This window comes from Pseudomonas viridiflava, assembly GCF_001642795.1.
GTDB lineage: Bacteria > Pseudomonadota > Gammaproteobacteria > Pseudomonadales > Pseudomonadaceae > Aquipseudomonas > Aquipseudomonas viridiflava.
Genome location: NZ_LKEH01000043.1, coordinates 75,019 through 97,773, shown reverse-complemented (window position 1 = coordinate 97,773; position 22,755 = coordinate 75,019). Strand labels below are relative to the sequence as shown.

The window sequence follows — 22,755 nt, the reverse complement described above, 5'->3', positions numbered from 1 at the left end:
TCAAAGTAGCGCGCCGTAAGGGCGCAAAGGTGACCTGAGCCATGCGCTCGGCTCACTGAGTCCGCAATCTGTGCCATGTGTGACGCGGAGCGTCACGTGGGGCATGCCCACGCGATGGGCACGATCAGTGTCGAGGCAGACATCTGGGTAGCGATGTCTGCCCCACCTCACAAATCATCAAAGAACCGTTCATGCCAGTCCACCAGCGGCTGCGGCGAATTGAGTTTCTGTCCGTAGATCACCGAGTACGACAGCACGTTCTGTACGTACTGACGGGTTTCGTCGAACGGGATGCTTTCGACCCAGACATCGAAGGCCAGGTGATTGGCGCCCTTGAGCCACTGGCGTACGCGGCCGGGACCGGCGTTGTAGGCTGCAGAGGCAAGCACACGGTTACCGTTGAACTGGCTGTGCACCGAACTCAGGTAGGCGGCACCGAGTTGAATGTTGGTGTCCGGGTCAAGCACCTGCTGGGGAGAGGCCAGCGGGATGCTGTACTTGCGAGCGGTTTCCTTGGCAGTAGCGGGCATCAACTGCATCAGACCGCTGGCACCGACGCCTGAACGCGCGTCATCCATGAAGGCGCTTTCCTGACGAGTAATTGCAAACACCCAGCTGGAATGCAGGCCGCGGATCTTGGCTTCGCGAACCAGCGTGTCGCGGTGCGCCATCGGGAAGCGGATATCCAGATCGTCCCAGTACTGGGCCTGGCTGATGGTGCGAATTGCCGGGAAATACCACTTCAGGTCGTAGGCCAGCTTGGCCTGGGCAACCATTTCATCACGATTGAAATGGCGACTGACGTGGTACCACTCGCGACGACCATCGACGATTTCGCCACGGTCATGAAACTCCAGCGCGCGACGGACGCCCGGCGTGTTGCGGACTTTGTTGATCAGTGCCTGGCTGAGCACCAGCGGTTTATTGTTGAGCTGGTAGGGGCTCTGTATACGGTCGGCGGCCAGGAAGCCATAGAAGTCACGTTCCTTGGCCACGTCCTTGTACAGCGCGGGAATCAGCGGGCTGTTGGGCTGGGCCAGTTCGAGCGCACGGGCTTCCCAGTAACGCCAGCGGTTGGTGCTGGCCAGATCCTTGGGCAGACGGCGTGCCAGTTCATAGGCATCTTCCCAACGGCCCAGACGCAGCAACAGGCGCATGCGCCATTCGGTCACCGTGTTGTCGCGCAGGTCCGGGTCATATTTGGTCATAACCTCAAGGGCACGATCATCGTAGCGGCGCGCGAGGGTCAGGCCGATTTCCTTGGCGATTTCCACCTGTTCTTCACGGGAGAAGTGCATGGTGATGGCGTAGCTGTCCAGCATCGCCAGGGCTTTCTGCGGGTCCTGACGTGCCAGTCGACGCAGACCCAGGCCTACGACGTCAGACATGGCTTCATCCACCGGCACGAATTGCCCGGGGTTGTTGATCATCTCAGGCTTCTGTGCGACCGCAACCAGCAGTTTGCCCTGCGGAGCGAGCGAGTTGAGGCTGTTGACCAGCGTGTTGGCCAGCGTGTAGTTGCGCGACTGCGCCGCCAGCTTGGCGCGCTGCCAGCGTTTTTGCTCGGTCAACTGACCTGCCGCAGCCCATTGCGCGAAAAACGCGTCGCAGGCAGCCGGCAGGGTTTTGCCGGTCATCCACAGCTTCTCGGCACTGGCATAGCCTTCGGCGCGCTTGTTGTTGTTCAACTGGTACTGGCCATAAAGGCAGTCCAGCTCGACGAAATTCATCTTCGGGTCGTAATACTTGACGAACGGCTGCCAGTCGCCGCGCTCGGCCAGCCAGCGCAGCCAGCGCAATTTCATCCAGTTGGCCTGTGGCAGATCACCGTGCTCGGCGAGAAATTTCTCGATCTCGGCGTTGCTGGCAGTCTTCAGGCGCGCCGTCAGCTCGTCGTATTCCAGATACGGCTCAAGCGGATAGTCGGCGAGCACGGCGCTGTACATCTGGTAGGGGCCCAGGTCGCCCTTGGCCAGAGCCCGCTTGGCCTCGTCGTAATATTTGCGTTGTTGGGTAAGGTCTGCCGCGTGAGCAGTCTGGACGGTAGTGGCAGAGAGGAGCAGGCACGATAGAAAGCTGAACAAACGACTGCGCATGAGACTTCCGAGCAGATGAGTCGTGAAAAGTGCCGCTAGCTTAGCCTTTTGCCAGCTCATCGTGAAAGCACTGCCGACGAGCTTGACTCATGAAGAAATAATTCGCGGGTATAAGGAAGGCATATGTCGACCGCCTGCACGACGAATCCCGACATCCACCGGCTATCTCAGGTAGAATGCGCGCCCGGTTTTTGGAGAAGCTCATGACCCTGCTCAAATTCAGCGATGTGTCCCTTGCTTTCGGCGCCATGCCGTTATTGGACAAGGTGTCCTGGCAGATCGCCCGTGGTGAGCGGGTGTGCATCATTGGCCGTAACGGCACTGGCAAATCCAGCATGTTGAAGCTGGTCAAGGGGGTTCAGAAGCCCGACGAAGGCGCTGTCTGGCGTGCACCCGGTCTCAAGATCGGCGAGCTGCCCCAGGAATTGCCGGTAGCCGACGGACGGACAGTGTTCGACGTCGTAGCCGAAGGTCTGGACGGCGTTGGCGCCTTGCTCGCCGAATACCACCATCTGGCCCAGAACTGCGTGACCGAGGAAGACCTCAACAAGCTCATGCATGTGCAGCAGGACCTCGAGGCCCGTGATGGCTGGCGTCTGCAGCAACTGGTCGAAAGCACCCTCAGCCGTCTGCAGTTGCCTGCCGACAAGACGCTCGCCGAGCTGTCCGGCGGCTGGCGCCGTCGTGTCCTGCTGGCTCAGGCGCTGGTGTCCGAACCCGATCTGCTGCTGCTCGACGAGCCCACCAACCACCTGGATATCGGCGCAATCGCCTGGCTTGAAGAAGCCCTCAAGGATTTCCAGGGCGCCGTACTGTTCATCACGCACGACCGGGCATTCCTGCAGAATCTGGCGACCCGTATCCTGGAACTGGATCGCGGCGGCCTGATCGACTGGAACGGCGATTACGCCAGCTTCCTCGTCCACAAGGAAGCGGCGCTGGCGGCCGAAGAAACCGCCAACGCGCTGTTCGACAAGCGTCTGGCTCAGGAAGAAGTCTGGATTCGTCAGGGCATCAAGGCCCGTCGTACCCGTAACGAAGGCCGGGTACGCGCGCTGAAAGAGTTGCGTGTCGAACGCAGTGAGCGTCGCGAGCGCACCGGCAAGGCCAACATTCAGCTCGACACTGCCGAGAAATCCGGCAAGCAGGTCATGGTGCTGGACAACGTCAGCTTCGCCCACCCGGGTGGCCCGATGCTGATCAAGGACTTTTCCATGGTCCTGCAGCGCGAAGACCGTATCGGTCTGCTGGGTGCCAACGGTACCGGCAAGACCACGCTGCTCAAGCTGATGCTCGACAACCTGCAGCCGACCGGCGGCAAGGTTGAAGTCGGTACGCGTCTGGACGTTGCCTACTTCGACCAGTTGCGCCACCAGCTCGATCTGGAAAAGACCGTGATCGACAACGTCGCAGAAGGTCGCGATTTCATCGATATCGATGGCCAGAGCCGTCATGTACTGAGCTACCTGGGCGACTTCCTGTTCAGCCCTCAGCGCGCCCGTACGCCGGTGAAAGCGCTGTCGGGTGGCGAGCGTGCCCGTCTGTTGCTGGCCAAGCTGTTCAGCAAGCCGGCCAATCTGCTGGTCCTCGACGAACCGACCAACGACCTGGACGTGGAAACCCTGGAACTGCTCGAAGAAGTGCTGTTGACCTTCAAGGGCACGGTACTGATGGTCAGTCACGACCGGGCATTCCTCGACAACGTCGTGACGAGCACGCTGGTGTTCGAAGGTGAAGGCAAGGTTCGCGAATACGTGGGTGGTTATCAGGACTGGCTGCGTCAGGGTGGCTCTCCGCGCCTGCTGGGCGTGGCGGATACCAAGTCGGGCAAGGCCGAGCTGGCCAGTGCTGTTGTCCAGGCTGCCCCGGTAGCCGCTCAGGAAATGCCGGTCGCCAAGAAGAAGCTCAGCTACAAGCACCAGCGTGAGCTTGAAGCCTTGCCGGGCCAGATCGACGAAGTTGAAAGCAAGATGGCTGCGTTGACAGCTGAAATGGCTGCGCCGGGCTTCTATCAGCAGCCAGCCGAGCAGACCACCGCGGCATTGGCGCAGATGGAAAGCCTGCAAGGCGAGCTGGATGCCTTGCTGGAGCGCTGGGCCGAGCTGGACGAGTGATCCTCTGACGTTAAAAGCAGAAAGCCCGGATCATGTCCGGGCTTTTCGCCTTCATGCCGAGGTTATTCGGACTTCTTGAGACGTACCGCCAGCACATCGCACGGTGCGCCGTGCAGAACGTCATTGGCAGTGGAGCCGAGCAGTAGCGCGAGGCCGTGGCGGCCATGGCTGCCGATGACGATCAGGTCGCAGTCCTGCTTGCTGGCGAGTTGGTGAATTTCCTGGCGCGGCTGTCCATACACCAGATGGCTTTCGCCGGCTCTCAGGTCAGGATGAGTGATCTTCAGCTTTTCCAGTTTTTCCTTGGCCTGATCGAACTGCTGTTGTTGCAGCTGAGACAGGTCCATTGGAACGTCGCCCCCGAAGGCCATCGCCATCGGTTCGACGATGTGCACCGTGGACAGCTTCGCATTGCTCTCTTTTGCCAGCTCCAGTGCACGCTTGAGCACCGCACTGCATTCGTCGGTGAGGTCAATGGCAACCAGAATATGTTGATACGACATGAGGGTGTCCTCCGAGAGGGTTGCGATAGGGTGAGTATGGCTCTTTCGTTCGCATCTGGGCAGACCCCGTGCAAGCCACTGTTTTCAAATTGTTGTTTAGCCTGAATCGGGCGGGGGCAAGAAATATGACGGTCTGGATAGTCCTGTCAATCATTTGTGTGATGTTGAGCCCACTTGTGTGGTTGCGTCCGTCGCGTCATCAGAGCGGCAGGATGGCCTTGCGCATGGAAGCGCGGCGTATCGGCATGGCCATGCAGCTTGCGCCCCAGGAGTGGCCTCACTGGCTTCCCAGGCAGCCGCCCAGTCCGTGCGCGCAGTACCATCGGCCACGCAGAAGCTCGAAGCCCGATGTCTGGACCTATTGGCAGACGGAGCCGGGAATCTGGGTTAACCGCTGGCGCGAGCCCTGCGAGGACGTCGCATTGCTGACGCACTTCAGCACGCTACCGGCTGATGTCTTCAAGGTCGAGGCGGATTCGCAAATGATTGCGGTGTATTGGGCCGAGCAGGGAGAGGCAGATGTGTTGCAGCGTATTAATGCCGTGCTCAAGGCGCTGGCCTGAATACCCGCCGAATCGCAGGCAATAAAAAGCCCGATAACAACATCGGGCCGGGGTTGGCCAGGCAGGCCGATAATTCCTGGTATGCCGGCACCCAGTAGCTGAATGCCGGTTATCACCGCTGCGCACCCGTGATCGCAATCATCGCGGGCCTCTTGTGGCGCAGTTCGCTGACTCTAGACCTTCTGCTCTCTTTTGTCGCGTTTTTCTCGACGCATCTCTCAAATGAGCCTCAACGGTGCAGAATCTGCGGGCTTTGAGCTGATCTTCGCATTATCACTTTGTTGAATGGTGGCAAATCAAACATCGGTTTGCTGGTCAGGAATCGCTTGTGCCTTTTGCAATCCGCCGTTTTTATGGGTGTTTTGGCGAATTGACAATTATCCGGTTTTGCCTGATGGTGTGCGTACCCAAATCAAACGGGCGTATGAAATGAGCGTTTGGTCGTCAGACGGCTCTGACAGAATCCTGGCTACCTCGTCGCAGCGGATGTACGTGTGATTTGGCGTGTTCATCGACGGCGACGTCGTAGTCCCGCTGAACGTTAAGGTTCGGCGGGTATTGTTCAGCTTCCATATTGTGGAGATCAGTTGATGATTTACGAAGGTAAAGCCATCACGGTTAAGGCTCTTGAAAGTGGCATCGTCGAATTGAATTTCGACCTCAAGGGTGAGTCCGTCAACAAGTTCAACCGTCTCACCCTCAACGAACTGCGTCAGGCAGTGGATGCTGTCAAGGCTGACGCGTCGGTCAAAGGTGTGATCGTCACCAGCGGCAAAGATGCATTCATCGTCGGCGCTGACATCACCGAGTTTGTCGACAACTTCAAGTTGCCCGAAGCCGAGCTGGTCGCTGGCAACCTCGAAGCCAACCGGATCTTCAGTGATTTCGAAGACCTTGGCGTGCCGACAGTCGTCGCCATCAACGGCATCGCGCTGGGCGGTGGCCTCGAAATGTGCCTGGCGGCCGATTACCGCGTCATGTCGAGCACTGCGAAGATCGGCCTGCCGGAAGTCAAGCTGGGTCTGTACCCGGGCTTCGGCGGCACGGTTCGTCTGCCGCGCATCATCGGTGCCGACAATGCAATCGAGTGGATTGCGTCCGGCAAGGAAAACGCTGCCGAAGACGCTCTCAAGGTCGGCGCTGTGGATGCAGTCGTTGCACCTGAAAAACTACAGGCTGCGGCGCTGGACCTGATCAAGCGCGCCATTTCCGGCGAGTTCGATTTCAAGGCCAAGCGTCAGCCCAAGCTGGACAAGCTCAAGCTCAACGCTATCGAGCAGATGATGGCATTCGAAACCGCCAAGGGTTTTGTCGCAGGTCAGGCCGGCCCCAACTATCCGGCACCGGTCGAAGCGATCAAGACCATCCAGAAAGCCGCGAACTTCGGTCGTGACAAGGCGCTGGAGATCGAAGCTGCGGGTTTCGTGAAAATGGCCAAGACCTCTGCTGCGCAGAGTCTGATCGGCCTGTTCCTGAACGATCAGGAACTGAAAAAGAAAGCCAAGGGTTACGACGAAATCGCAAAAGACGTGAAGCAGGCGGCTGTACTGGGCGCTGGCATCATGGGTGGCGGCATCGCGTACCAGTCGGCGGTCAAGGGCACGCCGATCCTGATGAAGGACATTCGCGAAGAGGCCATTCAACTGGGTCTGAACGAAGCGTCGAAACTGCTGGGTAACCGCGTCGACAAGGGCCGTCTGACGGCTGCGAAGATGGCCGAAGCGCTCAATGCGATTCGTCCTACGCTGTCCTACGGTGACTTCGGCAACGTCGATCTGGTTGTTGAAGCCGTGGTCGAGAACCCGAAGGTCAAACAGGCCGTTCTGGCTGAAGTCGAAGCGCAGGTGGGTGAAAACACCATTCTGGCGTCGAACACCTCGACCATCTCGATCAGCCTGCTGGCGAAGGCGCTCAAGCGCCCGGAAAACTTCGTGGGCATGCACTTCTTCAATCCGGTGCACATGATGCCGCTGGTTGAAGTGATCCGTGGTGAGAAGTCCAGCGAAGAAGCGGTGGCCACCACCGTCGCTTACGCCAAGAAGATGGGCAAGAACCCGATCGTGGTCAACGACTGCCCGGGCTTCCTGGTCAACCGTGTGCTGTTCCCGTATTTCGGCGGTTTCGCCAAACTGGTCAGCGCTGGCGTCGACTTCGTGCGCATCGACAAGGTCATGGAAAAGTTCGGCTGGCCGATGGGCCCGGCGTACCTGATGGACGTAGTCGGCATCGACACCGGCCACCACGGTCGAGACGTCATGGCCGAGGGCTTCCCGGACCGTATGAAGGACGACCGTCGTTCTGCCGTCGACGTGCTGTACGAAGCCAATCGCCTGGGTCAGAAGAACGGCAAGGGCTTCTACGCCTACGAGATGGACAAGAAAGGCAAGCCGAAGAAGGTCAACGATCCGGCTGTGCTGGACGTGCTCAAGCCGATCGTTTTCGAACAGCGTGAAGTCACCGATGAAGACATCATCAACTGGATGATGATCCCGCTGTGCATGGAAACCGTGCGCTGTCTGGAAGACGGTATCGTTGAAACCGCCGCCGAAGCCGACATGGGCCTGATCTACGGTATTGGTTTCCCTCCATTCCGTGGTGGTGCGCTGCGTTACATCGACTCGATCGGTGTTGCCGAATTCGTTGCCCTCGCTGACCAATATGCCGAGCTGGGTGCCTTGTATCAACCGACCGCGAAGCTGCGTGAGATGGCCCGAAATGGCCAGAGCTTCTTCGGTTAAGCGCCTTCTGAGGAATGAACGTATGAGCTTGAATCCAAGAGACGTCGTGATTGTCGACTTCGGTCGCACCCCGATGGGCCGCTCCAAGGGTGGCATGCACCGCAATACCCGCGCCGAAGACATGTCTGCGCACCTGATCAGCAAGCTGCTGGAGCGCAACGACAAGATCGACCCGGCGGAAGTCGAGGACGTGATCTGGGGCTGCGTCAACCAGACCCTGGAGCAGGGCTGGAACATCGCGCGCATGGCGTCGCTGCTGACCCAGATCCCGCACACCTCTGCCGCCCAGACCGTGAGCCGCCTGTGCGGTTCGTCCATGAGCGCGCTGCACACCGCTGCGCAGGCGATCATGACCGGCAACGGCGATGTATTCGTCATCGGCGGCGTGGAGCACATGGGCCACGTCAGCATGATGCACGGCGTCGATCCCAACCCGCACATGTCGCTGTATGCCGCCAAGGCGTCGGGCATGATGGGGCTGACCGCAGAAATGCTCGGCAAGATGCACGGCATTACCCGCGAGCAACAGGATGCCTTTGGCCTGCGCTCCCACCAGCTCGCCCACAAGGCGACGCTGGAGGGCAAGTTCAAGGACGAGATCATCCCAATGCAGGGTTATGACGAGAACGGCTTCCTCAAGGTCTTCGACTACGATGAAACCATTCGTCCGGACACCACCCTGGAAAGTCTGGCGGCGCTCAAGCCGGCATTCAATCCGAAAGGTGGCACCGTGACAGCGGGCACGTCTTCGCAGATCACCGATGGCGCGTCATGCATGATCGTGATGTCGGCGCAGCGTGCCAAGGACCTCGGCATCCAGCCAATGGCGGTGATCCGCTCGATGGCCGTTGCCGGTGTGGACCCTGCAATTATGGGCTATGGCCCAGTACCTGCGACCCAGAAAGCACTCAAGCGTGCAGGCCTGGGCATCGCCGATATCGACTTCTTCGAGCTCAACGAAGCGTTCGCTGCACAGGCTCTGCCCGTGCTGAAAGATTTGAAAGTGCTCGACAAGATGAACGAGAAGGTTAACCTGCATGGCGGCGCCATCGCTCTGGGCCATCCATTTGGATGTTCCGGTGCGCGCATCTCCGGCACCTTGCTCAATGTCATGAAGCAGAATGGCGGCAACCTCGGGGTTTCCACCATGTGTATCGGACTGGGACAGGGTATCGCGACCGTTTTCGAACGCGTCTGATCTGCCTGACGTGATGCAAGCCGGGGCTTGATGCTCCGGCTTTTGTATTTTTGAAAAAGCGGTTTTAACCCCAATGTTAAGGCTGTGTTTCTGTTTTGAACCCGTTTCACGAGGGCTGCACCATGCAACTGCAACCAGGGCTCTACCGCCACTATAAAGGTCCGGAATACCGGGTGTTCAGTGTGGCGAAGCATTCTGAAACCGAAGAAGACGTCGTGTTCTATCAGGCGCTCTACGGTGATTTCGGCATGTGGGTTCGTCCGTTGGATATGTTCCTGGAGTCCGTCGAGGTTGACGGCGAGCAAGTCCCGCGCTTTGCTTTGGTCCAGGCCGAACCGAGCCTGTTTTCGGGTTCGTGACGCGCAAATTCACAACAGGCTGTGCTTGACCTCACCTTGTAGCCACTATATATAGCGTGGCCTTTACAAGCTCGTCATTGTCTTTCATCTAGTATTCAGGAATTTTCTGATCCATGGGCAAATCGCTGGTCATCGTGGAATCCCCGGCTAAGGCCAAGACCATCAACAAGTATTTGGGCAACCAGTACGTGGTGAAGTCGAGTATCGGCCATATCCGAGACCTGCCCACCAGCGGTTCGGCCAGTGCTGCCAAAGAGCCTGCCGCCAAGCGTGGCAAGGCCGCCGCAGGCGAGGGCCCGGTACTGACGCCGAAAGAAAAGGCGCAGCGCCAGCTGGTCTCACGCATGGGCGTCGATCCGGAGCATGGCTGGAAAGCCAAGTACGAAATCCTTCCCGGCAAGGAGAAGGTGATCGAAGAGCTGCGCAAGCTCGCCAAGGATGCCGACACCATCTATCTCGCGACGGACTTGGACCGCGAAGGGGAAGCTATTGCCTGGCACCTGCGCGAAGCCATTGGCGGCGACGATAGCCGCTACAAGCGCGTGGTGTTCAACGAGATCACCAAGAAAGCCATTCAGGAAGCCTTCTCCAAACCGGGCGAGCTGGACATTGCGCGGGTCAACGCCCAGCAGGCGCGTCGCTTCCTGGACCGCGTGGTCGGTTACATGGTTTCGCCGCTGCTGTGGCAGAAAGTCGCTCGCGGCCTTTCCGCAGGCCGGGTGCAGTCGGTTGCCGTGAAGCTGGTGGTGGAGCGTGAGCGCGAAATCCGTGCGTTCAATCCCGAAGAATATTGGGAAATCCACGCCGATCTGGGCACTGCCAAGGGCGCCAACGTGCGTTTCGAAGTCGCCCGTGAAAACGGCGAAGCCTTCAAGCCGTTGAACGAAGCGCAGGCCATGGCCGCGCTGGAAAAGCTCAAGGCTTCCAGCTACAGCATCATCAAGCGTGAAGACAAACCGACCAGCAGCAAGCCGTCGGCGCCGTTCATCACTTCAACCCTGCAGCAGGCAGCGAGCAATCGTCTGGGCTACGGCGTGAAGAAGACCATGATGATGGCCCAGCGCTTGTATGAAGCTGGCTACATCACTTATATGCGTACCGACTCGACCAACCTGTCGGCCGACGCGGTGAGCATGGCGCGCGATTACATCGAAACCGAGTTCGGCAAGAAGTACCTGCCGGAATCGCCGAACGTCTACAGCAGCAAGGAAGGCGCACAGGAGGCTCACGAAGCGATTCGTCCGTCCGACGTCAACATGCACCCGTCCAAGCTGTCGGGCATGGAGCGCGACGCCGAGCGCCTGTATGAGCTGATCTGGCGCCAGTTCGTGGCCTGCCAGATGCCGCCTGCGCAATACCTGTCGACCACCGTCAGTGTTGCCGCCAGCGATTTCGAGCTGCGTGCCAAGGGTCGCATTCTCAAGTTCGACGGCTATACCCGCGTCTTGCCGCAAATGGCCAAGCCTGGCGACGACGACGTCTTGCCGGACATGGCGCAGGGCGAAACCCTGAAGCTGAACAAGCTCGATCCGACCCAGCACTTCACCAAGCCGCCAGCGCGTTACTCCGAAGCGAGCCTGGTCAAGGAAATGGAAAAGCGCGGTATCGGCCGTCCATCGACGTACGCAGCGATTATTTCGACCATTCAGGACCGCGGCTACGTGGCGCTTCACAATCGCCGCTTCTATTCGGAAAAGATGGGTGACATCGTCACCGGTCGCCTGTCCGAGAGCTTTGCCAACCTGATGGACTACGGCTTCACCGCCGGCATGGAAGAAAACCTCGACGACGTGGCCCAGGGACAACGCGACTGGAAGAACGTGCTGGACGAGTTCTACGGCGATTTCCGCAAAAAGCTGGAAGTGGCCGAAGCGCCGGACAGCGGCATGCGCGCCAACCAGCCGGTCATGACCGACATTCCGTGCAAGGTCTGTGATCGTCCGATGCAGATTCGTACCGCCTCCACCGGCGTGTTCCTCGGTTGTTCGGGCTACAGCCTGCCACCCAAGGAGCGCTGCAAGGCTACCGTCAATCTCACGCCTGGCGACGAAATCGCCGAGGACGACGAGGGTGAGTCCGAGTCCAGGGTTCTGCGCGGCAAGCATCGCTGCCCGATCTGCAGCACGGCCATGGATGCCTATCTGCTGGACGAGAATCACAAGCTGCACATCTGTGGTAACAACCCGGATTGCACTGGCTACGAGATCGAGAAGGGCACCTACCGGATCAAGGGCTACGAAGGCCCGAGCCTGGAATGCGACAAATGTGGCAGCGAGATGCAGCTCAAGACCGGCCGTTTCGGCAAGTTCTTCGGCTGCACCAACCCTGAGTGCAAGAACACCCGCAAGCTGCTCAAGAGTGGCGACGCGGCACCGCCCAAGATGGATCCGGTCAAGATGCCGGAACTCAAGTGCGACAAGGTTGATGACACGTACATCCTGCGTGATGGCGCTTCCGGGTTGTTCCTGGCGGCCAGTCAGTTCCCGAAAAACCGTGAGACCCGCGCACCGCTGGTGATCGAGATCGCGCCGCACAAGGACGAGATCGATCCGAAGTATCACTTCCTCTGCGAAGCGCCGAAGAAGGATCCGGACGGCCGTCCGTCGGTGATCCGTTACAGTCGCAAGACCAAGGAGCAGTACGTGCAGACCGAGGTTGAAGGCAAGCCTACCGGCTGGCGTGCGTTCTACGATGGCAGCGCCTGGAAGGTCGAAGACAAGCGTTGACCCTTGACGTCCGGCACCCACGTGCCGGACGTTCTTCCAAGGCAGCGCGGTCCGGCTATGCTGGTCTTATTCGATTGTGATGGAGAGTTGCCATGGCTCATGAACTCTACACCCGTACCAACCAGAAGATTTATTTTGCCGGGCTGGCGCTCGAGGCGTTGGGCAAGGCCGAGAACGGTCAGGTGATCAACGCACAGGCGTTGCAGCAGGCTGAGCGCGAATCGGTGCTGTTTCATCTGTACGGTGCCTTGTTGGGGTTGTGCCACGAGATTGCAGGCTATTACCGCCTGCCACAGGCCAGCGCGCCGCGTGCAGAGCAGTTGCTGACTCAGGAAGTGCTGGACGCTATTGCGATCCCTGAGATGGCTGAGCTGGTCGAACTGGCTCAGCACCGCGAGACCTGGCTGGCCAGGCTGCTGGCGGCTTACAACGCGCTTTTTCAGCCGCCGCGTGCCCCCGTCAAACCCAAGGGTGACGTGACCCAGCCGATGATTGTGGCAGTGAATCTGGATGCCGAGCCGGAGCCGGAATTGACCCGCGAAGAACTGGAGAGCTGGCGCCAACAACTGAAAAGCCTGGCGGTGCGTTTCCGTGAAGGTTTGAGCGAGTGCTGAAAAGCAATGATGGAAGGGCTGGCAGGCTGTTACAATGCCAGCCTATTGCGGAGTAACTGTACTGATGCCTACCTCTTTTCTTGAAATTGTCGAACTGCCTGACGGTCGAATTGAACTGCGTCGCGCTGATGACGAGGGCTCGTTGGTCACGCTGGACTTCTCGGCCGATGCCAAGGCGTTCATGCAGGGTCAGCACGTCGAGGTCGCCAAGGCGATGTTGAGCGTTGGCGTGCAAATGGCCGGTCGCCTGGCCGAAGGCGAAGTCGAAAAGGATGACGGGCCTCACGTTCTGCACTAATCGGTCCAGCTGATCAGTGACCGGGCCTTCAGCCCAGTCTGATATTCAGGCTTTGCGCTTCACCAATCCTCGCAGCACCGATCAACTGCTGGCGCGACGACGTGCTGAGTGGGTTGATCCAGCTCACCACGGTATGGCTGCGTCCCAGCCGTAGCGCCTCTCGCGTCAATTCCAATGCACTCTGAGTGCCGCGTGGCTGAAGCAGAAGAATCCTTTCCCGATTCAGACCGGCATCGCGTAGCCATGCCTGGGTCAGGTTCGACGGCGGCGCGATGAGAGTCAGCCAGCGTGCATCGTCATCCTGACTGAGCTCGCGAAGGATGGGGGCGAGCAGGTTCATGCAGTTCCCTGCAGCACCGCGCAAGGACAGTTCGCTGAAAGGCTCAGGCTCATTGCTCCAGGGCGTTTCGACGATATCCGTGATCATCGGGGCGATGGGCTGGGCCATGAACGCCTCGAACAGCGGTAATTGCGAATGCGGTGCTTGATGGAACTGCATAACGTCTCCTTAGCGGCGAATGACGCCGACGCTCAAACCTTCGATCACCAGATCCTGATCCTTGAGATCGACCTCGATAGGCGCGAACTCCGGGTTTTCAGCCAGCAGCCAGACTTTGCTGCCTTCACGCTTGAAACGTTTGACGGTCACTTCGTCGCCGATCCGGGCAACAACAATCTGGCCGTTGCGGGCTTCACGTGTGGTGTGCACCGCCAGCAGATCGCCGTCGAGGATGCCGATGTCCTTCATGCTCATGCCGTGCACGCGCAACAGATAGTCGGCGCTTGGATGAAAGAAGGTCGGGTTGATGTTGCAGGATTCTTCGATGTGCTGCTGCGCCAGAATTGGTGCGCCGGCGGCAACACGGCCAATGATCGGCAGGCTGCTTTCGTCGGGTTTGGCTTCGAAACCGGGAATGCGGATACCGCGTGATGCGCCCGGGGTCATTTCGATTGCGCCCTTGCGGGCAAGCGCCTTGAGATGTTCTTCAGCGGCGTTTGGCGACTTGAAGCCCAGCTCCTGAGCGATTTCCGCACGTGTCGGGGGAAAGCCGTTGTCTTCGAGGCAGCGTTTGATGAAGCCCAGGATCTCGGCCTGGCGTGGCGTCAGTTTAATCATGTCGAGCGCTCTGTCTTTTTATACAGTGACTGGGATTATATACAGTGGAAGCGCAATGGCAATCGACTATTTCGTTTTCACCGCCGAGCGGTTACAACAGGCATCACCTTGCGCTGTGCGTGGGTGATGCAACCAGCCTTGCTGGATGCCAGACATTTCATCGTTTATTTCATGAATTCGTGACTGTCCGGCCATAAAATGAACGCGTTTGCTTGACAATCAGGGCGTATGATACGTATGTTTCAAACGTTCGTTTGTTAGGCAGAGAGCCATGGCACAGTCGGAAACCGTTGAACGCATTCTTGATGCTGCGGAGCAGTTGTTCGCAGAAAAGGGTTTCGCTGAAACCTCGTTGCGTCTCATCACCAGCAAGGCCTCTGTCAATCTGGCTGCGGTGAATTATCACTTCGGGTCCAAGAAGGCGCTCATCCAGGCGGTTTTTTCGCGTTTTCTGGGGCCTTTCTGCGTCAGCCTCGAACGCGAACTGGAGCGTCGTCAGGCGAAGCCCGAGCACAAGCCTACGCTTGAAGAGCTGCTCGAGATTCTGGTCGAACAGGCGCTGGTCGTGCAGCCGCGCAGTGGCAATGATCTTTCCATCTTCATGCGTCTGCTGGGGCTGGCGTTCAGTCAGAGCCAGGGCCACTTGCGACGCTACCTCGAAGACATGTACGGCAAGGTCTTTCGCCGCTACATGACGCTGGTCAACGAAGCCGCGCCGCGTATCCCGCCCATCGAACTGTTCTGGCGCGTGCACTTCATGCTCGGTGCTGCGGCGTTCAGCATGTCCGGCATCAAGGCCCTGCGCGCCATTGCCGAAACCGATTTCGGCGTCAATACCTCGATCGAGCAGGTCATGCGCCTGATGGTGCCTTTCCTGGCTGCCGGCATGCGTGCGGACACCGGGGTGACCGATTCCGCCATGATCGCCGCTCAGCTCAAGCCGCGCAGCAAGAGCATCAGCACACCTGCACCTGTCGCCGCCAAGGCCTGAGCATCGCTGAAGCCCTTCGCATTGCACAGGGCTTCAGGATCAAGCACCATGCCCGCATTGTAATCGGGCACTGGTGTGTAAGGGTTTTTCTATGAGTTCTGGCCTGCAAGGCTCCCTGATGGTCGATGTCGCCGGTACCTGGCTGACCAGCGAAGACCGTCAGTTTCTGCGTCAGCCCGAAGTGGGCGGTCTCATCATATTCGCTCGGAATATCGAGCATCCCCGTCAGGTGCGTGAACTGAGTGCCGCGATTCGCGCCATTCGGCCCGACCTGTTGCTTGCAGTGGATCAGGAGGGCGGGCGCGTTCAGCGTCTTCGTCAGGGTTTTGTGCGTCTTCCGGCGATGCGCGCCATCGCTGAAAAGCGCGATGCCGAGCTTCTGGCGGAGCATTGCGGCTGGCTGATGGCGACCGAGGTGCTGGCAGTAGGGCTGGACCTGAGTTTCGCCCCGGTGCTGGATCTGGATTATCAGCGCAGCGCAGTCGTCGGCACGCGGTCCTTCGAGGGCGATCCCGAGCGTGCGGCCCTGCTGGCAGGCGCGTTCATTCGCGGCATGAACGCAGCGGGCATGGCAGCCACCGGCAAGCATTTCCCCGGTCATGGCTGGGCGGAGGCTGATTCTCACGTGGCGATCCCCTCCGATGAGCGCAGCCTGGAGCAGATACGCGCCAATGATCTGGTGCCGTTTGCGCGTCTGAGTCAGCAACTGGCGGCGGTCATGCCGGCGCATGTCATCTACCCGAAAGTCGACTCGCAGCCGGCCGGTTTCTCACGCCGCTGGCTGCAAGACATCCTGCGCGACGAACTGAAATTTGACGGGGTTATCTTCAGTGATGACCTGTCGATGGCGGGCGCGCATGTGGTCGGTGATGCGGCAAGCCGTATCGAGGCCGCGTTGACGGCGGGCTGCGACATGGGGCTGGTGTGCAATGACCGTGCGGCGGCAGAGCTGGCGCTCACCGCGGCGCAGCGCATGAAGGTCAAGCCTTCGGCGCGTATCGCCCGCATGCGTGGCAATGCCGTTGCCAGCACCGAGTATCGACAGGATCCACGCTGGCTCGCCGCGCTTGCTGCACTGCGCAGCGCCCAATTGATCGACTAAGGATTAGCAATGACTGTTTACGCGATTATCGGTGGCACCGGCCTGACCCAGCTCGAAGGGCTGAACATTCGTCAGTCTTTGCCCATGAACACGCCTTATGGCGCGCCGTCCGGCGAAATCCAGATAGGCGAGTACGCCGGACGTGAAGTGATGTTTCTTGCGCGTCATGGCCATCCGCACCGCCTGCCGCCGCATCAGGTCAACTACCGCGCCAATATCTGGGCCTTGAAGCAGGCCGGCGCCGAAGCGATTCTGGCCGTTAACGCAGTGGGTGGCATTCATCCTGCGATGGGCACCGGGCACTTCTGCGTGCCCCATGACCTGATCGATTACACCAGTGGCCGTCAGCACACCTTCTTCGCCGACGACCTGGAACAGGTTACCCACATCGACTTCAGCTACCCCTACAGCGAGGCGCTGCGCGCCCGTCTGGTTGCAGCGCTTGCGGCTGAAGGCTGCGAGTTCAGTGATCGTGGGGTGTACGCCTGCACACAGGGACCTCGTCTGGAAACCGTGGCCGAGATTATTCGGCTGGAGCGTGACGGCTGCGACATCGTCGGGATGACCGGCATGCCGGAAGCGGCGCTGGCCCGCGAGCTGGAGCTGGATTACGCGTGTCTTGCGCTGGTGGTCAATCCGGCGGCAGGCAAGTCGACCGCTGTCATCACCATGGCTGAAATCGAGCAGGCCTTGCGTGACGGGATGGGCAAGGTCAAGGCAACGCTGGCGCGGGTGCTGTCGGCGCAGTAGGCCCACATTCGGTCTGCGCAGTATCAGGGCTTTCGGCGAAAGCCCTGACGTGTCGTCAGACCATACGCTTGAGGGTATTGTCCTTGCGCACCAGGTGGTGCCAGATCGCTGCCACCACATGCAGTGCGATCACGTAGTAGAAAATCGAACCCAGCAGTTTGTGCAGGTCCTCGAAATATTCCGCCGTACGATCCGAAGTCGCGAATGGCCAGGGTATCTGCAGGTCGGTGAGCGGGACGGGCAGGGCGCCTTTTTCCACCATCACCGTCAGCAGGCCCAGCACGGGCTGAATGAAAAGAAATGCGTACAGCGCGTAATGCGAGACCGTTGCGGCCACACGTAACGCGCCTTCAAGTGGCGGGGTGATGCCCGGCGGCCGGTGGCGACGTCGCTCGGCAACGCGGAAAAATGCCAGCGTCAGAATCAGAATGCCGACCCAGAAATGGCTCTGCACGACCAGCAGGCGATATTCCGAACCCTTGCCGAACTGACTGCGGCTGAGAATCAGCGTGTAGGCCAGCACGATCAGCGCGGCCATGACCCAATGCAGCCAGCGGGCTTTTGAGGTGTAGCGTTGGGAGGTCGGTGCATGCACGTTCTGAATTCCTTGTCGCATTTTTCGGCAGTGTGCCTCGGATTCGACACACTGCGTAAGAGTCTTTCAACGGTCATGCGTTCATCGGCAGCTTAAGTACCTATGCGCATGCGCTGACAGGATGCTGGTTTCCTGACGCGAGTCTCCCCGATGGGGGTGCATAAGCAAGCCTTGTGCCTCCCCGCTATTTCAACGGGTAACTGAATGTTCCCCCAGCCTGTTCGCAGTCGATTCGGGCCTGAGCCTGCTCCGGAAGATCGTAGTACCAGGTGAACACTTTCGCGTCGCTCGGAATATCCAGCGTGGCCTGTCCCGGTTCCTTGCTGGTCGACTGCTCGTTGGCCAATGCTTCCTGCGTGAGTGTCGCGCTACAGGACGCTATCGGTTTTTCAGGGCACGCGGAGACCTTTCGTTTCTGCCGGGGTCTTGAGCCCCTGTCTTCATTACTGCACGACCAATCGATAGTGCCGGGCGGCATGCGTTGAAACTCATAGCAGGTATGGCCCTGAACGACAGGGACCTGCGGGCTGGAGGACGTCGTCGTCACGTCACAGGCCTCTCCCCAGGCGATACCGGTGTAAAGCAGGCACGCGGCCAGAATGACGCAACTTCCTTTCCACGACTTGATCCATGACCTGGACATCGTGTGGTTCCTCGATACGGATTTTCCTCACTGCTGTTGAAAAAATCCGAATGGGCCGGATGACCAAAGTTCCTCCAGGCTCGACGAGTGGGTGGATATGGCAAAGGAATGGCATTGCCGTTCAGCAATGGAACCTGTGCCAACGGGTGGCTTCATATACGTTGAATATCTATCCAGGAGTCAGTCTTGACCAGTGCCAATACGCCCGTCGGCCAGGCTACGCCGGTATCGGCCAGCATTTCCCTGAATGTACTGACCATGAACATGCACATGGGCTTCGGCATTTTCAATCGTCGATTCATTCTTCCCGAATTGCGTGAAGCGGTGCGCAGCGTGTCGGCTGATGTGGTGTTTCTGCAGGAAGTGCATGGAGAGCATCAGAGTCACGCCCGAAACGTGAAGGACTGGCCGACCATTTCGCAGTACGAGTTTCTGGCTGACAGCATGTGGAGTGACTTCGCCTACGGTCGTAACGCGGTTTACCCGGACGGCGACCACGGTAATGCGCTGCTCTCCAAATACCCGATCGTGAGCCACGAGAATCTCGACATCTCTATTGACGGTACGGAGCAGCGCGGACTGCTGCATTGCATTCTTGACGTGCCGAATCATGGTCATGTGCACGCCGTCTGTGTGCACCTCGGCCTGTTCGAAAGTCATCGGCGCAAGCAGCTCGGTTTGCTTGCCGAGCTGATGGGCCGTCTGCCTGATGGAGAGCCAGTGATCGTTGCCGGAGATTTCAACGACTGGCGTCAGCGTGCCGACGCCCTGTTGCAGGGAACCGGGCTGCATGAAGCCTTCGTTGAGCGCTTCGGTGCACCGGCCAAGAGTTTTCCGGCGCGCTGGCCACTGTTGAGGCTGGACCGGATCTACGTACGCAACGCCACGACCCACAGGCCCAAGGTGCTTTCCAATCGCCCCTGGTCTCATCTTTCCGATCATGCACCGCTGGCGGTGGAGGTGACCTTATGAGCAACACGGCTGGCCGCAGTAAAGAACAGTGGCGCGACGGCAACTCGGTGGAGTTGCTGATCAACGGTGAGGATTTCTTTACCCGGGTGTTCGAATGCATTCGTGCCGCTCGCACTGAAGTGTTGATCGAGACCTTCATCATTTTCGAAGACCGGATCGGCGTCGGCCTGCAGGAGGCCGTGATCGAAGCGGCCAGAAATGGCGCGAAAGTCGTGATCACCGTCGATGACTACGGCACGTCCGACCTCAGCTCCGCGTTCGTCAGGGCCATGATCGATGCGGGCGTCCAGATTCAGCTGTTCGACCCGCGCCCGCGGTTCATGGGCATGCGCACCAATCTGTTTCGCCGGCTGCATCGCAAGGTGGTGGTGATCGACGGCGAAATCGGTTTTATCGGCGGCATCAATTACAGCGTCGATCACATGACTGACACTGGTCTGACCGCCAAGCAGGATTATGCGGTGCTGGTACGCGGGCCGATCATTCAGGACATTCATCGCAGCGCTGTGAACATGCTCAGCGATGCGGTACGCGCCAAGCTGACGCCGATCCCACTCAAGCTGGAGCCGGCTGGCAACGCCCGTATGCTGCTGGCCGAGCGCGACAATGCCGAGCACACGACGGACATCGAAGAGCGCTACCTTGAGGCCATTCGCGAGGCGAAGCAGCGCATCACGCTGGCCAACGCCTATTTCTTCCCCAGCTACCGCTTCCTGCGCGAACTGCGCAACGCGTCGCGGCGCGGCGTCAAGGTCACGCTGATTCTGCAGGGCAAGCCGGATATGCCCTTCGTGCGGGTCTGCTCGCGTCTGACCTACACCTATCTGCTGCGCGACGGCGTGATCATTCATGAGTACAAACAGCGTGCGTTGCACGGCAAGGTCGCGCTGATCGACCAGGACTGGTCCACCGTCGGCTCCAGCAACCTCGATCCGTTGAGTCTGGCACTGAACCTGGAAGCCAACCTGTTCATCCGTGATCAGTCGCTCAATGATCGGCTGCAGACGCATCTGATGGAACTTGCCGCAGCGCACAGCACCCAGATGAGTTTGAAGGGCGCGGCGCGTGGCCAGTGGTGGCGCGCTCCGATGATTGTGTTGAGCTTCTTTTTCCTGCGCAGGTTTCCGGCAATCGCCGGTCTGTTCCCGGTTCATGGCATGCGCCTGAAACCGTTGCGGGCGAAAGATGTGGTGCCGGAAGCCAAGGTGATTGAGCAGCAACAAGCGCACCACGAGCTGGATCAGGAGAAGACATCATGACGCAGGCAGCCAGCGCATCCTCGCAGGGCGCAAAGGGTGACAAGAAAAGTGACAAGTGGAAGTGGGCGAAACGGGCATTCAATCTGTTTTTCTTCATCGCCGTGCCGGTACTGCTGTTCCTGCTGGTCAAGAACCTGGACTGGCAGGAGGTCAAACAGGCGCTGCAATCCTACAAGCTCAGCACGCTGTTGATGGCGGCCTTCGTGGCGCTGCTCAGCTATCTGACTTACTGCGGCTTCGATGTTCTGGCGCGTTATTACACGCGCCACAAGCTGTCGATCAAGCAGATCGTCCCGGTGACATTTGTCTGCTACGCCTTCAACCTCAACCTGAGTTCCTGGGTGGGCGGGATTGCGTTGCGGTATCGGCTGTATTCGAGGCTTGGGCTGGACGTGGCGACCATCACGCGCATTCTGAGCCTGAGCCTGATCACCAACTGGCTGGGCTACATGCTGCTGGCGGGTTTCGTGTTTTCCATGCGCTTTCTGTCGTTGCCCAAGGAATGGTCGATTGGCACTGACACGCTTCAGTTGATCGGTTTCGGTCTGCTGGCGGTGTGCTTTGCGTACCTGGCGGCGTGCCGTTTCTCCAAGCGTCGCTCGTGGAAGATTCGTGATCAGGAATTCAACCTGCCTTCGATGAAGCAGGCCCTGATGCAGGCCAGTCTCGGTGCCTTGAACTGGTCGCTGATGGCGGCGGTGATATTCATCCTGTTGCCGGAGAAAGCCTTCTATCCGGCGATTCTGGGCGTACTGCTGATCAGCAGTATCGCAGGCGTGATCACCCACATTCCGGCCGGGCTTGGTGTGCTGGAAACGGTATTCATCACACTGCTTTCACACGAGTTCTCCAAGGGCAGCCTGCTGGCCGCGCTGATCGGATACCGTGCGATCTACTTCCTGCTGCCGTTGTTGCTGGCCGTGGTGGTGTACCTGGTGCTGGAAAAGCGTGCAAAAAAAATGGGCGAACGAAATCAGCAGCGTATGGGAGAGGAGGCCAAATCCTGAACGTGGCGGGGGAGGTGAAAGGCCGTGTTGACGGACTTCACTTCCCCGTGTCTCGCGCCTCGTCAGTCATCGAATCCTACCTGCTCGTGTATCTCGTCCACTTTCAACTCAAGTCGATACGCCACGGCGATGAACAGTGCCTGACACAGGCACAGGGTGGCGCTGAGTGAGCGAAAGGCGAACGAACTGCCCTCGTTGACCAGCAGCACCGAGTTGGCCCGTTTGGCCAGAGGCGAGAGATTGCTGTCGGTGATGATCAGTGTCTTGGCCTGATGGTGCTGGGCGATGCGCAGGCAGTGCTGGGTTTCCTTGCCATACGGCGTGAAGCTGATGGCGATCACCAGATCGTTGGCCCGTACGCTGCGCATTTGCTCACGGTAGCTGCCCCCCAGTCCCGAGATCAGGTGGATGCGTTTGTTGGTGTGCTGCAGGTTGTAGACCAGATAGTCGGCGACCGCGAAGGAGCGGCGTACACCTACGACGTAGATATTGTCGGCATTGACGACCAGATCCACGGCCTTTTCGAATTCCTCATCATCGAGTTCCGCACCCAGGCGTTCCAGCCCGGACAGGGTCGCGTTCACGCACTCGCGGGCAAGGTCGCCACCGCTGGCCTTGTGCGATTTGTTGGCAATCATGCTGCGAATACGCTGCTGGTAGTTCTGCACCGGCGTGGTCTTGTGCGTGTACGCTTCGCGAAACAACGCCTGCATCTCACTGAAACCGCTGAACCCGAAGCGCTGCGAGAAGCGCACGATGGCTGACGGGTGGACCTCGCATTCCCGCGCAATATCGCTGATCCGGTCAACCATGATCCGGTCACTCTGCTGGCTCATGTAGCTGGCAATGCGTTTGAGCTGACGGGGCAGGGCGTCGTACTCGTCGGTGATCAGCCGCAACAGGCCTTCGGCGCTGGTCGGTGGCAGGTCGACGCTAGCCTCTGGCAGAGACGGCTGGTCGGTGCTGTTCATAGTCAATCCTTCTTACGTTTTTCCGGGGCATTGGCGTGTAGAGAAGCCCCGACAATAAAGGCTGCTTTTGGCAGGATCGGAACTATATCGCACCTGCCTGCCCATTGTGCCAGCACTTGCGACGGCTTATGGAAAAAAT

21 protein-coding genes are annotated in these 22,755 nt (G+C 59.2%); 14 read left to right on the top strand and 7 right to left on the bottom strand.

The genetic code is table 11. The features are described from left to right. Window positions 1-167: 167 nt before the first annotated feature. Complete coding sequence (locus AO065_RS20785; RefSeq protein ID WP_004883811.1) at window positions 168-2,096, bottom strand: transglycosylase SLT domain-containing protein; 1,929 nt, start codon at window positions 2,094-2,096, stop codon at window positions 168-170. 203 nt (window positions 2,097-2,299) lie between these two features. On the opposite strand from AO065_RS20785, the gene AO065_RS20780 reads away from it, so the two are divergent. Then, on the top strand, window positions 2,300-4,210 hold the full coding sequence (locus tag AO065_RS20780) for an ATP-binding cassette domain-containing protein (RefSeq protein WP_004883810.1): 1,911 nt from the start codon (window positions 2,300-2,302) through the stop codon (window positions 4,208-4,210). 62 nt (window positions 4,211-4,272) lie between these two features. Here AO065_RS20780 and AO065_RS20775 read toward each other — a convergent pair whose 3' ends face one another. Continuing rightward, a complete protein-coding gene (locus tag AO065_RS20775) occupies window positions 4,273-4,713 on the bottom strand; it encodes a universal stress protein (RefSeq protein WP_004883809.1) in 441 nt (146 codons plus the stop codon). Window positions 4,714-4,838: 125 nt separating this feature from the next. Here AO065_RS20775 and AO065_RS20770 point away from each other — a divergent pair, with 125 nt between their 5' ends. From AO065_RS20770 to AO065_RS20740, 7 genes are all read left to right on the top strand, one after another. Beyond that, window positions 4,839-5,276: a hypothetical protein gene (locus AO065_RS20770; RefSeq protein WP_004883808.1), complete on the top strand. Its 438-nt coding sequence runs from the start codon at window positions 4,839-4,841 to the stop codon at window positions 5,274-5,276. A 590-nt stretch (window positions 5,277-5,866) separates the two neighbouring features. Then, the gene (gene fadB, locus AO065_RS20765) at window positions 5,867-8,014 is read left to right on the top strand and encodes a fatty acid oxidation complex subunit alpha FadB (protein ID WP_004883807.1); all 2,148 of its coding nucleotides are present in this window, start codon (window positions 5,867-5,869) and stop codon (window positions 8,012-8,014) included. A gap of 22 nt (window positions 8,015-8,036) precedes the next feature. Beyond that, window positions 8,037-9,212 carry an acetyl-CoA C-acyltransferase FadA gene (fadA, locus tag AO065_RS20760; protein ID WP_004883806.1) on the top strand — a complete coding sequence of 392 codons (1,176 nt, stop codon included), beginning with the start codon at window positions 8,037-8,039 and terminating at the stop codon, window positions 9,210-9,212. A 122-nt stretch (window positions 9,213-9,334) separates the two neighbouring features. Continuing rightward, a complete protein-coding gene (locus AO065_RS20755; protein WP_004883805.1) occupies window positions 9,335-9,571 on the top strand; it encodes a DUF1653 domain-containing protein in 237 nt (78 codons plus the stop codon). A gap of 113 nt (window positions 9,572-9,684) precedes the next feature. Further along, the gene (gene topA, locus AO065_RS20750) at window positions 9,685-12,297 is read left to right on the top strand and encodes a type I DNA topoisomerase (RefSeq protein ID WP_004883804.1); all 2,613 of its coding nucleotides are present in this window, start codon (window positions 9,685-9,687) and stop codon (window positions 12,295-12,297) included. Between the two features lie 92 nt (window positions 12,298-12,389). Further along, window positions 12,390-12,911, top strand: a complete 522-nt coding sequence (locus AO065_RS20745; RefSeq protein WP_004883803.1) for a DUF6586 family protein — start codon at window positions 12,390-12,392, stop codon at window positions 12,909-12,911. 64 nt (window positions 12,912-12,975) lie between these two features. Beyond that, a complete protein-coding gene (locus AO065_RS20740) occupies window positions 12,976-13,209 on the top strand; it encodes a hypothetical protein (protein ID WP_025993436.1) in 234 nt (77 codons plus the stop codon). Between the two features lie 28 nt (window positions 13,210-13,237). Here AO065_RS20740 and sulA read toward each other — a convergent pair whose 3' ends face one another. Then, window positions 13,238-13,708, bottom strand: coding sequence for an SOS-induced cell division inhibitor SulA (sulA, locus tag AO065_RS20735; protein ID WP_004883802.1), 471 nt, complete (start codon window positions 13,706-13,708; stop codon window positions 13,238-13,240). Between the two features lie 9 nt (window positions 13,709-13,717). Next, on the bottom strand, window positions 13,718-14,326 hold the full coding sequence (gene lexA / locus AO065_RS20730; protein WP_004883801.1) for a transcriptional repressor LexA: 609 nt from the start codon (window positions 14,324-14,326) through the stop codon (window positions 13,718-13,720). A gap of 271 nt (window positions 14,327-14,597) precedes the next feature. Here lexA and psrA point away from each other — a divergent pair, with 271 nt between their 5' ends. The 3 genes from psrA to AO065_RS20715 all read left to right on the top strand — a co-directional run bounded on the left by psrA (window position 14,598) and on the right by AO065_RS20715 (window position 17,169). Continuing rightward, window positions 14,598-15,317, top strand: coding sequence for a transcriptional regulator PsrA (psrA, locus tag AO065_RS20725; protein WP_004883800.1), 720 nt, complete (start codon window positions 14,598-14,600; stop codon window positions 15,315-15,317). 91 nt (window positions 15,318-15,408) lie between these two features. Further along, complete coding sequence (gene nagZ / locus AO065_RS20720) at window positions 15,409-16,419, top strand: beta-N-acetylhexosaminidase (protein ID WP_004883799.1); 1,011 nt, start codon at window positions 15,409-15,411, stop codon at window positions 16,417-16,419. A 9-nt stretch (window positions 16,420-16,428) separates the two neighbouring features. Beyond that, entirely contained in the window at window positions 16,429-17,169 is a 741-nt protein-coding gene (locus tag AO065_RS20715) for an S-methyl-5'-thioinosine phosphorylase (RefSeq protein ID WP_004883798.1), read from the top strand. A 55-nt stretch (window positions 17,170-17,224) separates the two neighbouring features. On the opposite strand, the gene AO065_RS20710 is transcribed toward AO065_RS20715, so the two are convergent. Both AO065_RS20710 and AO065_RS20705 read right to left on the bottom strand, forming a co-directional pair. Further along, entirely contained in the window at window positions 17,225-17,764 is a 540-nt protein-coding gene (locus tag AO065_RS20710) for a cytochrome b (protein ID WP_004883797.1), read from the bottom strand. Between the two features lie 184 nt (window positions 17,765-17,948). Beyond that, complete coding sequence (locus tag AO065_RS20705; protein WP_004883796.1) at window positions 17,949-18,407, bottom strand: hypothetical protein; 459 nt, start codon at window positions 18,405-18,407, stop codon at window positions 17,949-17,951. A 186-nt stretch (window positions 18,408-18,593) separates the two neighbouring features. On the opposite strand from AO065_RS20705, the gene AO065_RS20700 reads away from it, so the two are divergent. From AO065_RS20700 to AO065_RS20690, 3 genes are read left to right on the top strand one after another with little or no spacing between them, the layout of a single operon-like run. Continuing rightward, entirely contained in the window at window positions 18,594-19,379 is a 786-nt protein-coding gene (locus AO065_RS20700; RefSeq protein ID WP_004883795.1) for an endonuclease/exonuclease/phosphatase family protein, read from the top strand. Then, complete coding sequence (gene clsB / locus AO065_RS20695) at window positions 19,376-20,638, top strand: cardiolipin synthase ClsB (protein WP_004883794.1); 1,263 nt, start codon at window positions 19,376-19,378, stop codon at window positions 20,636-20,638. The genes AO065_RS20700 and clsB overlap by 4 nt, the downstream gene beginning before the upstream one ends. Further along, window positions 20,635-21,645 (top strand): lysylphosphatidylglycerol synthase domain-containing protein, encoded by a 1,011-nt coding sequence (locus AO065_RS20690; RefSeq protein WP_004883793.1) that lies wholly within the window; start codon window positions 20,635-20,637, stop codon window positions 21,643-21,645. Before clsB ends, AO065_RS20690 begins: the two co-directional genes overlap by 4 nt. A 62-nt stretch (window positions 21,646-21,707) precedes the next feature. On the opposite strand, the gene AO065_RS20685 is transcribed toward AO065_RS20690, so the two are convergent. Next, on the bottom strand, window positions 21,708-22,616 hold the full coding sequence (locus AO065_RS20685) for a MurR/RpiR family transcriptional regulator (protein WP_004883792.1): 909 nt from the start codon (window positions 22,614-22,616) through the stop codon (window positions 21,708-21,710). Window positions 22,617-22,755: the final 139 nt, after the last annotated feature.

Bases quoted from the DNA above. Each gene is read 5' to 3' on its own strand.
- AO065_RS20785 (WP_004883811.1), bottom strand. From the start codon at position 2,096: ATGCGCAGTCGTTTGTTCAGCTTTCTATCGTGCCTGCTCCTCTCTGCC.
- AO065_RS20780 (WP_004883810.1), top strand. From the start codon at position 2,300: ATGACCCTGCTCAAATTCAGCGATGTGTCCCTTGCTTTCGGCGCCATG.
- AO065_RS20775 (WP_004883809.1), bottom strand. From the start codon at position 4,713: ATGTCGTATCAACATATTCTGGTTGCCATTGACCTCACCGACGAATGC.
- AO065_RS20770 (WP_004883808.1), top strand. From the start codon at position 4,839: ATGACGGTCTGGATAGTCCTGTCAATCATTTGTGTGATGTTGAGCCCA.
- fadB (WP_004883807.1), top strand. From the start codon at position 5,867: ATGATTTACGAAGGTAAAGCCATCACGGTTAAGGCTCTTGAAAGTGGC.
- fadA (WP_004883806.1), top strand. From the start codon at position 8,037: ATGAGCTTGAATCCAAGAGACGTCGTGATTGTCGACTTCGGTCGCACC.
- AO065_RS20755 (WP_004883805.1), top strand. From the start codon at position 9,335: ATGCAACTGCAACCAGGGCTCTACCGCCACTATAAAGGTCCGGAATAC.
- topA (WP_004883804.1), top strand. From the start codon at position 9,685: ATGGGCAAATCGCTGGTCATCGTGGAATCCCCGGCTAAGGCCAAGACC.
- AO065_RS20745 (WP_004883803.1), top strand. From the start codon at position 12,390: ATGGCTCATGAACTCTACACCCGTACCAACCAGAAGATTTATTTTGCC.
- AO065_RS20740 (WP_025993436.1), top strand. From the start codon at position 12,976: ATGCCTACCTCTTTTCTTGAAATTGTCGAACTGCCTGACGGTCGAATT.
- sulA (WP_004883802.1), bottom strand. From the start codon at position 13,708: ATGCAGTTCCATCAAGCACCGCATTCGCAATTACCGCTGTTCGAGGCG.
- lexA (WP_004883801.1), bottom strand. From the start codon at position 14,326: ATGATTAAACTGACGCCACGCCAGGCCGAGATCCTGGGCTTCATCAAA.
- psrA (WP_004883800.1), top strand. From the start codon at position 14,598: ATGGCACAGTCGGAAACCGTTGAACGCATTCTTGATGCTGCGGAGCAG.
- nagZ (WP_004883799.1), top strand. From the start codon at position 15,409: ATGAGTTCTGGCCTGCAAGGCTCCCTGATGGTCGATGTCGCCGGTACC.
- AO065_RS20715 (WP_004883798.1), top strand. From the start codon at position 16,429: ATGACTGTTTACGCGATTATCGGTGGCACCGGCCTGACCCAGCTCGAA.
- AO065_RS20705 (WP_004883796.1), bottom strand. From the start codon at position 18,407: ATGTCCAGGTCATGGATCAAGTCGTGGAAAGGAAGTTGCGTCATTCTG.
- clsB (WP_004883794.1), top strand. From the start codon at position 19,376: ATGAGCAACACGGCTGGCCGCAGTAAAGAACAGTGGCGCGACGGCAAC.
- AO065_RS20690 (WP_004883793.1), top strand. From the start codon at position 20,635: ATGACGCAGGCAGCCAGCGCATCCTCGCAGGGCGCAAAGGGTGACAAG.
- AO065_RS20685 (WP_004883792.1), bottom strand. From the start codon at position 22,616: ATGAACAGCACCGACCAGCCGTCTCTGCCAGAGGCTAGCGTCGACCTG.